The organism is Betaproteobacteria bacterium (assembly GCA_016713305.1).
GTDB lineage: Bacteria > Pseudomonadota > Gammaproteobacteria > Burkholderiales.
In genome coordinates this window covers 79,888-88,337 of record JADJPK010000015.1, presented here as the reverse complement: position 1 = coordinate 88,337, position 8,450 = coordinate 79,888, and the positions used below count along the sequence as shown (strand labels likewise).

Annotated in this window: 6 protein-coding genes and 4 pseudogenes; 4 read left to right on the top strand and 6 right to left on the bottom strand. The window is 67.2% G+C overall.

Annotated features, from left to right (window positions below):
• The 3 genes from IPK20_18320 to IPK20_18310 all read right to left on the bottom strand — a co-directional run.
• On the bottom strand, window positions 1-469 hold a 469-nt coding region (locus IPK20_18320; protein MBK8018483.1), incomplete at its 3' end, for a CoA transferase.
• Window positions 470-485: 16 nt separating this feature from the next.
• Window positions 486-824, bottom strand: a complete 339-nt coding sequence (locus tag IPK20_18315) for a CoA transferase (protein ID MBK8018482.1) — start codon at window positions 822-824, stop codon at window positions 486-488.
• The gene (locus tag IPK20_18310) at window positions 821-1,105 is read right to left on the bottom strand and encodes a CoA transferase (protein MBK8018481.1); all 285 of its coding nucleotides are present in this window, start codon (window positions 1,103-1,105) and stop codon (window positions 821-823) included. Before IPK20_18310 ends, IPK20_18315 begins: the two co-directional genes overlap by 4 nt.
• A gap of 564 nt (window positions 1,106-1,669) precedes the next feature.
• Between IPK20_18310 and IPK20_18305 the strand changes: the two are divergent.
• The 3 pseudogenes from IPK20_18305 to IPK20_18295 all read left to right on the top strand — a co-directional run bounded on the left by IPK20_18305 (window position 1,670) and on the right by IPK20_18295 (window position 3,880).
• A pseudogene (locus tag IPK20_18305) lies at window positions 1,670-2,206 on the top strand (hypothetical protein).
• Window positions 2,207-2,227: 21 nt separating this feature from the next.
• Window positions 2,228-2,971: pseudogene (locus tag IPK20_18300) on the top strand (hypothetical protein).
• Between the two features lie 9 nt (window positions 2,972-2,980).
• Window positions 2,981-3,880: pseudogene (locus IPK20_18295) on the top strand (PEP-CTERM sorting domain-containing protein).
• A 29-nt stretch (window positions 3,881-3,909) separates the two neighbouring features.
• Here IPK20_18295 and IPK20_18290 read toward each other — a convergent pair.
• A pseudogene (locus IPK20_18290) lies at window positions 3,910-4,677 on the bottom strand (enoyl-CoA hydratase).
• Between the two features lie 25 nt (window positions 4,678-4,702).
• On the bottom strand, window positions 4,703-6,331 hold the full coding sequence (locus IPK20_18285) for a hypothetical protein (protein MBK8018480.1): 1,629 nt from the start codon (window positions 6,329-6,331) through the stop codon (window positions 4,703-4,705).
• Window positions 6,332-6,665: 334 nt separating this feature from the next.
• Between IPK20_18285 and IPK20_18280 the strand changes: the two genes are divergently transcribed.
• Window positions 6,666-7,043: a hypothetical protein gene (locus tag IPK20_18280; GenBank protein MBK8018479.1), complete on the top strand. Its 378-nt coding sequence runs from the start codon at window positions 6,666-6,668 to the stop codon at window positions 7,041-7,043.
• 73 nt (window positions 7,044-7,116) lie between these two features.
• Here the strand turns inward: IPK20_18280 and IPK20_18275 are convergent, their stop codons facing one another.
• On the bottom strand, window positions 7,117-8,361 hold the full coding sequence (locus tag IPK20_18275) for a tetratricopeptide repeat protein (protein ID MBK8018478.1): 1,245 nt from the start codon (window positions 8,359-8,361) through the stop codon (window positions 7,117-7,119).
• Window positions 8,362-8,450 lie beyond the last annotated feature (89 nt).

Genomic DNA, 8,450 nt, shown 5'->3' with positions numbered 1-8,450 from the left:
ACGGGCTGGCCATCGAGGTGAAATGGCGTGGCCGTGACCTTGACCTTGCGTGCACCGGATGATCCACCTCCGGAAACGCATGGCGCTGCGCAAGGAGATGCGGGTGGTTCACCACCTCTTCGGGCGACAGCATGGGCACGGCGGGAATGCGCGCACCGGTGAGCGCGCCTACGGCGGATTCGGCGCTGTCGAAGCCCTCGAGCCACGTCCGGATCTCCGCCATGAGTGCCGGCCAGTGCGCACGCCGAGCGGCAGCCGTGGCGAAGCGTTCGTCCGTCTCCAGATCGGCTCGCTCCATCGCGGCGGTGAGCCTGGACCACAGATGGGGAGCGCCGACTGTCTGCATGGCAATGTTCCTGTCCGGGAACTCGTGGACGATCATGCCGCGGCGCGGCACGCGTTCCACCGGACCACCGTTCAACAGGGCGCCGTAGGTGATGTCGTCCGCCGCGATCAGGCATTCGAGCATCGACACATCGATGAACTCACCCTTCGCCCGTGCGGGCCGCGCGGAACAGGGCGGCGCAGATCGCCCGAACGCATGCGCGCCGGCGAGCACCATCCGCGGCCTGCAGGTACGACACCCGCGGATGCGGATCGCCGCAGCGGTCGAGGTCCATCATTCCGGAAATGGCGTTGATGAGATGCGCGTAGGCCTGCATGGAACGCAGCGGGCCGGTCTGCCCGAATCCGGAGATCGAACAATAGATGAGCGATGGCTTGATCGCGTGCAGCGCCGCCGCGTCGATACCGTATCGCGCCATCACGCCCGGCGAGAAGTTCTCCACCACGACATCCGAACGCTGCACCAGATCGAGAATCACGGCGCGCGAGTCGGGACGAGCGAGGTCGAAGCGCGATGCTGCGCTGCCCGCGTTGGCCGAACGTAGTGGTGCTCTGACCCGTCCGTCCGTCCGGGATCCAAAGTTGCAGGACGGTGTGGCGGATCTCGTCCCCCTTCGCCGGGCCGCTCGATCTTGATGACGTCCGCGCCCAGATCGGCCAGCAACCGCGTGCAATAGGGACCGGACAGCACGCGCGTGAAGTCGAGAACGGTGACGCCCTCGAGCGGGCAGTCGTGGCGGGATGTGGAGGAGGGAGTCATGGAAGCGTCCGGTTCGGTAAGCCGCGATTAGACCGCATCCGTGAACGGATGCCAGCACCGGAGAATGAAGTTCTACCTCGGCGGATACTGCACTGCGTCAGTCATCAGCCGGACCCATGGGGCGGCAGCGCGTCTGCGACCTGTAGAACTCGTGACGACGATGGCGTTGTTGCACTGCCCTCGACCTCCGGCATCACGGCCGCGTCCAGTGTCGTTCCTTGACAACGCGCCGTTCCGGTTCTAGCGTTTCCCGTATCGCGCAGCCAGGTCACCGCACACTTTCGCCGCGGCCTTCTTCCCAAAATTCCAGGGGTCGACGGTGCAGAGGAGACGTGACCATGCGATCGCATTCTGCGATGGCGCGAGTCGTCCTGCTTGCGCTTTTCCCTCCACTGTCTTTCTGCCGACGCGGTAACGGTCCTGAGCGGCGACGCTGCCTTGCAGGACGGCAATCTGTTCATCGCCGGCTCGACGGCCGGTTCGGCGACCGTGACCGCCCCGGGGCCGGACAGCTTCGTCCATATCGCCATCGGCGGCGATCCGGCGCGCACCGGGGTCGGATCGATGACGGTGTCGGGCGCCGGAGCCGTCGTGGACGTGGCCAACATCGTGCAAGTGGGGGCCCAATCGTCGGGGTCGCTGACCGTCGGTGCGGGCGCCAAGGTGCACTCCCGCGGTGGCGAGAGTCCTTTCTGCACCGGATGCAACTCCACCGAGATCGCCAACGGCGGTGGCTCCAGCGGCGTGCTCACGGTGACAGGAGCGGGTTCGGAGTTCACGGCGGGCGACGAACTGGGCAATGCCGTCTTCTTCGTTGCAAACGGGGGCGTCTCGCCCGGGTTCGGCACGGCCGGGACCGCGACGTTCGGACACTTAAAGATCCTCGATGGCGCCACCGCGACCACCACCGGGACGGTCATCGCGGCCTCGCGGATGGCGGGCGACGACTCGTACACCGGGCAGTCGCAATCCACGGGAATCGTCGATGTCATCGGCACGGGGTCGCGCTGGACCGTGCAGCAGCCCGCGCGGGGGTTGGTGGCGTTCGTGGATGTGGGGGGGCGTGGCACCGGCACGGTCAACGTCAAGGAAGGGGGGCGTTTCGATGCGACCTTTCTGCACATGGGCGTCGACGCGGGGAGTCAGGGCAGCCTGGTCGTGGACGGGGCCGGTTCCTTCGTTTCGCTGGCGGGAGGCAATGCCGTGGATGGTGGCGCCGGGTTCATCGTCGGCTGGCGGGCGGGCTCGACCGGTTCGGTGGAGGTGACAGGAGGCGGTCACGTCCGGATCGACGCGCGGGGCGACGGAGCACCGGGAGGCTTCGTGCTGGGCGGGCTGCACACCGCGGCGGGAGGCAACGGAACCATGCTGGTATCCGGATCGGGGTCGCTCGTGGAGATCATGGGCAATGCACCGACGGTGTCGCCCGCCGGCTTCACCGTGGGATTGACGGGGCAGGGACAACTGTCGGTGTTGGGGGGGACGAATCGAGGTGACCGATTCGAGCCCCAAGGCGTTCGGCGCGTTCTCGATCGGCGGCAACGGAGCCCAGGCTCAGGCAGGCATTCCGGCGGGTCACGGAACGATGCTCGTCTCGGGGCCGGATCCGAGGTTGCGATTCTTTCCGCGCACGGCAATTTCGTGGTCGGGCACACACAAGGAAGCACCGGTCTGGTGACGGTGGAGGCCGGGGGACGCATTTCCGCGCCCAGTGGCTTCATCGGACGCGACGCGGGCAGCGTGGGGACCCTTAGCCTTCAGGGCGAGGGCAGCGCCCTGGCTCTGGGCGGCGACGCGTTCGGGTATGGCGCCTTCCTCGTGGTTGGATACGCCGGCACCGGAACGTTGATCGTGCAGGACAAGGCGCTGCTGGACATGAAGCCCACGGCCGACGTGCTCTACGGAGGCATGGCCATCGGCGGTTCAGATACACAGGACGCCGCCGAGCAGGGCGGGACCGGCGTGGTGACGGTGACAACCGGCGGGAAGATCGTTCTGGCGGGCGACAGTTCGACTCACATCATGGTAGGCCTGCACCCGGGAGGGCACGGGACGCTCAACGTGACGCAGGGAGGACGGGTGGACATCGCGCCTCCTCTGGATCCCGCTTCGCCCCAGGATATCAGCGGCCTGTACGTGGCGCCGGTCGCCGGCGCCACGGGCACGATGGTGGTGGACGGCGAGAACAGTGTGGCCGATGCCGGCATCTTCCTGGGCATCGGCATGGGACAGGACAAGACGGGGGCGGGGGGATCGGGGGTGGTATCTGTCCGCAACGGCGGCCGCGTGGTGGCGGATCTCCTGCGGATCGGCGAGGCCGGCATCCTGAGCGGCGACGGGATCATCGAAGCGGCCGTGGAATCGAACGGCGTGATCACTCCGGGGAACTCGCCCGGCGTGATGACCATCGTCGGATCGCTCGTTTCCACGGGGACCATCGTGATCGAGGTCGCGGGTCTCGGAGCGGGCGAACACGATGTTCTGGATGTCAGCGGTGATGTCGATCTGAACGGCGCGACGGTCCGGTTCGTCTTCCTGGAAGGATTTAGGCCACACGCAGGCGACCGTTTCGACTTTCTTGCGGCGCCGAACGCGGTCGCGCCGCTGTCCGGCACCTCTTTCACCTATCAGGGCGTGGGAGCCGGGTTCGAGTTCCAGGTCGATGCCGCTTCCGGAGAATTCACGGCACTCAACGACGCCGTGCCGGTACCGGAACCGTCCACCTGGGCGCTGCTGGGGGCAGGCGTCGCGGGTCTGGCGTGGCGTGTCCGGAAGGCGAAGGGGTCTGCGCCGCCCGAGGCTGATCAGAACTTCGAGAAGTCCGCCGGCCGCTTCTCCGAGGAAGGCGGAGAACGCTTCCTTCGCTTCGGGGACAGGAGGCGCTGGCGGAACTCCCGGCTTTCGTCGCTCATGCGCTCGGCGACGGCGGCAGACCACTTGCGTTTCATGAAGGCCTTCGTGAGACGCACCGACTCGGGCGGGAGGGCGGCCAGCGCTTTCGCGGCGTCCATGGCGTATTCCAGCAGGTCCGCTTCCGGGCACGATCTCGGTCACGATGCCCGCCGCGAGCGCCTTCTCGGCGTTGAACGGCTTCGCCAGCAACAGCAACTCGGCCGCGCGATGGTAACCCGCGGTGAGCGGCAGCAGCAGGCTGGATGCGGCCTCGGGCACGACGCCCAGCGACGTGAACGGAAGCTGGAACCGGGTGGACGCCGTGGCATAGACGAGATCGCAGTGGAGAAGCATGGTGGTGCCGATCCCCACGGCGGGACCTCCGACTGCGGCCACGATCGGTTTGGGGTGAGTCGAGATCGCCTGGAGGAACTGCCACACCGACGACGAATCGTCGTGCGGAGGGTTCGGAGGAAGTCGCTCAGATCGTTGCCCGCGGAGAAACATGTCGAAGTGCCGTGAACGAGCACGGCGCGCACCGCGGGGTCCTTCTCGACGGCGCGAAGGGCATCGGCCAGTGCCTGGTACATCTCGGCAGTGAGCGCGTTCTTCTTGTCCGTGCGGGCCATCTCGATGCGGCAGATGCGGTTCGCGGTTTCGGTGCGGATGAGGTCGGTCATGGCGTGGTCCTGTGGGTGAGACGATTCAGACTTTGTAGGGGGCGGGCATGAGGAACTCCCAGGGAGAGACCTCGGCGGTCCGGTCGACCGTGACCTCGATGAGCGAGGGCGTGCCGCGGCCCAGCGATCTTTCCAGTGCGGTGCGCAGGCCCGCGGGTGTCGATACTCTTTCACCTGGCACACCATAGCTCTCCGCGAGCTTCACGAAGTCGGGGTTGGTCAATTCCGAGGCGATCAGCCGGCCGTCGAACAGCCGCTTCTGGTCGCGCCACACATTGCCGTACGCAGCGTTGTTGAAGAGCACGATGGCGACGTCGAGGTGGTAGGTGGCGGCTGTCGCGAGATCCTGCAGTCCGAACTGGAAGCCGCCGTCGCCTGTGATCGAAACCACGGCCTTGTCCGGATGAGCGGCCTTCACCCCAAGCGCCGTCGGAAAACCGAAGCCCAGGGTGCCTTGCGGTCCGCACGTGACGAACGTGCGCGGCTCGTAGACGGGAAAGCCGTAATAGGAGGCAAAGCCGGCCTGGCAGATCTCCTCGACGAAGAAGCCGTCGCGAGGCAGCACGTCGCGAATGGCGGCGAGGTATTCGATGTGCGGCTGGATCTTCTGCGTGTCACGGGTGACGGCGGCCTTGAGGTCGACGAACTCGTCTGTGCGAGAGGGCCGCGAAACGCCTGCGCGGCGTAGTGCGGCGGCGACTTGTCCGGCGCCGTCCGCGGCGTCGCCGAGGATCGTCACGTCAGGGGAAAGCCGGGCCGTCTGGGTCGGATCGATGTCGATAAGGATGGTCTTGCGCGGCGTTGCCGCCTTCGGCCAGCGGAACCACGCGAGCTCCATGCGGGACCCGATCCCGATGACCACGTCGGTCTGCTCCCAGCGGCGATACCCGGCCGCGCAGTTGAGCATCAACGGATGCTCGTCGCTCACGACACCCTTGCCGCCGCGGAAGGACACCATCGGCGCCTGAAGAACCTCGGCGAGTTCCTTCACGGCGTTTCCGGCGTGCAGTGCGCCACCGCCCACCATGATCATCGGATGGGCGGCTCCGGCGAGCAATTCGCACGCGCGAGCGATGGCGTCGGGGTCGATCTCCGGCGGTTCGCACGAGTACGGCAGGACTGCTTCGACGGGGGCCTCGACTCCGAACATGTTCCACGGCATCTCCAGCGACGCCGGACGCGGCCGGCCCGTGCGCATCTGCCGGAAGGCTTCGGCCACGAGCGCCGGTGCTTCGGTGGGGTGCTCGATGCGGGCTGCCCACTTCGTGAGCAGCTTCATCGTGGCGAGCTGGTCGGGCAGTTCGTGCAGGTGCATCTTCCCCGAGCCGATGAATTCGCTGGGGACCTGGCCGGTGACACAGAGAATGGGCGTGCTGGCCCCGTAGGCGGAGCAGAGCGCGGCACCCGCATTCAGCACTCCGGGGCCAGGAACCACCGAGTAGACGCCCACCTTGCCCGTGGACTTGGCGTAGCCGAACGCCATGTAGGCCGTGGTCTGCTCGTGCCGCGGGCAGATGAGCCGCAGCCGTTCGCCGGCCCGCTGGATGGCATCGAAGAGATGGTAGGTCTGCACGCCGGGCAGGCCGAAGATCGTGTCGGTGCCGTGCGCGATCAGGGACTGCACGATGGCGTCGCCGCCGTTCATTCGGTTCATCGATCCTGGTCCTCGCTGCCTTTGAAAATGAGGAAAGGTGCCATGCGCTGTCCCGGCAGCCTGAGATGGCGAACGCCACGGCGCGCTTCACCATGGTGGCGCCATCGTAGCGCAGCGCCGAGCGTTCCATGAGCCGGAAAGCGCGGCACGCCTGTTCCGCTGGTGCGGCTGCGAACGGTGGAGCGGATCCCGACAGCCCGGGACAGAGTCCCGCGCCCGGAGCATGACGGCACAAAGGCGCAATCCACGGGCGAGACCCGATGCATTCCGGCCTGGCCCGCCGCGGCGGCTGGGGGTGTGTCTCAAGTAGACTGCGGCTTTTCACGGAGGTCCCATGAAACGTCTCCTTGCCCTGTCGTTGCTGCTGCTGGCCGGTCCCGCCAGCGCGGGATGGACTCCCGTCACGGAGGACGGCGCATCCACCACCTACGGCGATCCGGCGACGGTCGAGCGCAAGGGCGACACGGCGACCATGTGGACGCTCGTCGACTTCCGGGCGCCCCGCCGCCTCGTGGAAATGGCCTACCGCTCGCAAAAGCAGCAGATGGAGTTTCGCTGCAACGCAGACGAGTCGCGGGTCCTGCACGCGGCCCTTCTCGTCGATGCCATGGGAAGCGGAAAGGTCGCCTACGAAGACGATTCCCCCCAGGACTGGACCCGCATCGGCGCAGACAGCGCGATCGCCCAGCTCAAGGCGCTGGCCTGCCGCTGAGGCCGGGCCGGCAGGCAAAAGGCAAGACCTGACCCCAAAAAAACGTAATTCGGGGTCAGGTCTTGCCTTTTGCCTAGGCTGCCACTTTCATCGCCGGCCGCCGCAGGTGGTCCAGGGACTGCATCAGCGTGAGGTAGACGACATCCCGCTGCGCGTGGCTTCCGCCGATGCGCTGGACGCAGAACGGAAGCCGGCCGAGCAGATCGACGGCCTCGCGGTGGTCGCCGCGACCGTGCGCCATGATGCCGCGGCACGCTGCGAGGCCGACGAGACGGGTGGTCTCGCCATGGCGGGTCGGCAGTTCTCTGCGCCGGACAAGTTCCTTTTCCAGAGTCCGGGCCCGTGCTTCGTCGCGAGCGCCGACGAAGGCGAGCATGGCGTGAATGTCGTTGAAGCTGCAGAAGCCGTCTTCGATGTGGGGAGCCCAGGCAGCCGCCAGTTCCGTCCAGCGTCCGCCAATGTCGGCGCCTTCGAGTTCCAGGCGCCAGAGCAGCGCCGAGGCATCGATGAGATCCGCCACCTCCAGCGACCGACGCGCGCGGATGGATGCGTCGTAAATCGAAAGCGCCGTGAGGCGGTCGCCCAGTGCCAGGTGAAACAGTGCGAGGTGCCACCAGCAATGCGTCGCCGCAACGGTGCCGCGGGACCAGGAGTCGACGCTCTCCCGCAACGTGCCGATCCCTTCGCCGTGCCGGCCTGTCATCTCGTGTACGTGTGCCAGTGCGTGGCGAGCCCGGGCGTCGTCCGGATCCCGTGCCAGCGCGGACCGGGCCATGCGCTCCGCTGCCCGGTAGTCGCCGCTCTCGACGAGGCTGAATGCGTACATGGCGAGGACCGCGGAGTATCCCGGCGTGCTGTCGGACCAGGCCGGGAGCACCGAGGCCACCCGGTCGGCCATTCGTGCCTCGTCCCCCGTTGCGTAGTCGAATGCATGCCCGACCTGCAAGGCGAGCACGTCACGCGGAAACTCGTCCAGCAGTGCGTCGAGCCGCACCTTGGCGCCCTCGTAGTCGTCTTCCACTGCCGCCCGAATGGCTTCCGCGTGCAATCGCTCCCGGCGGTTCATCTCCAGGCCCACGAGTGCCGACCGTGCTGTTCGTGCCCGAGCCACCACCGTGGGATCCCGGCTTGTGAGGAAGCGGTAGGCGTCCAGTACGTGGGCCATCGCGAATCTGGGTGCGAGCGCAATGGCGCGCTCCAGTGGCACGTCGGCGCCACAGCGCCACCTCTGGAAGGCCGACAAGGCAGTCTCGTACGCCTCCAGTGCGGCCGCGGTGGCGCCCGTGACCTCGTCGTTCCGGTAATCCTTGAGTTTCATTCTTCTCTCCTCAGGTCCGCTGCTGGGGTGGCGAACCTCTTCAAGCCGGTGCGCGCGTGTCCCGGGTCGACTGCCCCTCCGCCCCGGCG

Bases quoted from the DNA above. Each gene is read 5' to 3' on its own strand.
- IPK20_18280 (MBK8018479.1), top strand. From the start codon at position 6,666: ATGAAACGTCTCCTTGCCCTGTCGTTGCTGCTGCTGGCCGGTCCCGCC.
- IPK20_18310 (MBK8018481.1), bottom strand. From the start codon at position 1,105: ATGACTCCCTCCTCCACATCCCGCCACGACTGCCCGCTCGAGGGCGTC.
- IPK20_18285 (MBK8018480.1), bottom strand. From the start codon at position 6,331: ATGAACCGAATGAACGGCGGCGACGCCATCGTGCAGTCCCTGATCGCG.
- IPK20_18275 (MBK8018478.1), bottom strand. From the start codon at position 8,361: ATGAAACTCAAGGATTACCGGAACGACGAGGTCACGGGCGCCACCGCG.